Here is a 277-nt window from a genome sequence, read left to right as displayed (position 1 = left end):
ACAGGCTGCAGCTGAAACTGTTGGCCGACGGAGAAGAGCTCGTGACGCAGCGTTCTCTGCTTCAGTATAGTGTACCTGTCTCTGAACATCCTGCATTTTGAATCTGATGAACCAAATAAGTCATGTTGTTTTGATGGCTGAGGAAGAAATTTCTTACGGTCAATATTATAAATAAAGTGGGGAATTTCAAAAGCAGATATAACATTCAAAATAGTTATATTTTCTTCAGTTTCACTTTTACAGCAATCCAAAATTGCAGATTCAATGAGTCCCTTCT

General features: G+C 38.3%; 1 protein-coding gene. It reads right to left on the bottom strand.

The features are described from left to right. Positions 1-277 (bottom strand): hypothetical protein (locus P2081_RS20815; RefSeq protein WP_278924691.1); only part of this gene is annotated, 277 nt, incomplete at both ends.

The sequence above is a fragment of the Pseudophaeobacter profundi genome, assembly GCF_029697505.1.
Classification (GTDB): domain Bacteria; phylum Pseudomonadota; class Alphaproteobacteria; order Rhodobacterales; family Rhodobacteraceae; genus Pseudophaeobacter; species Pseudophaeobacter profundi.
The sequence above is the reverse complement of the archived record's forward strand: the minus strand, read 5'-3'. Positions and strand labels throughout refer to the sequence as shown.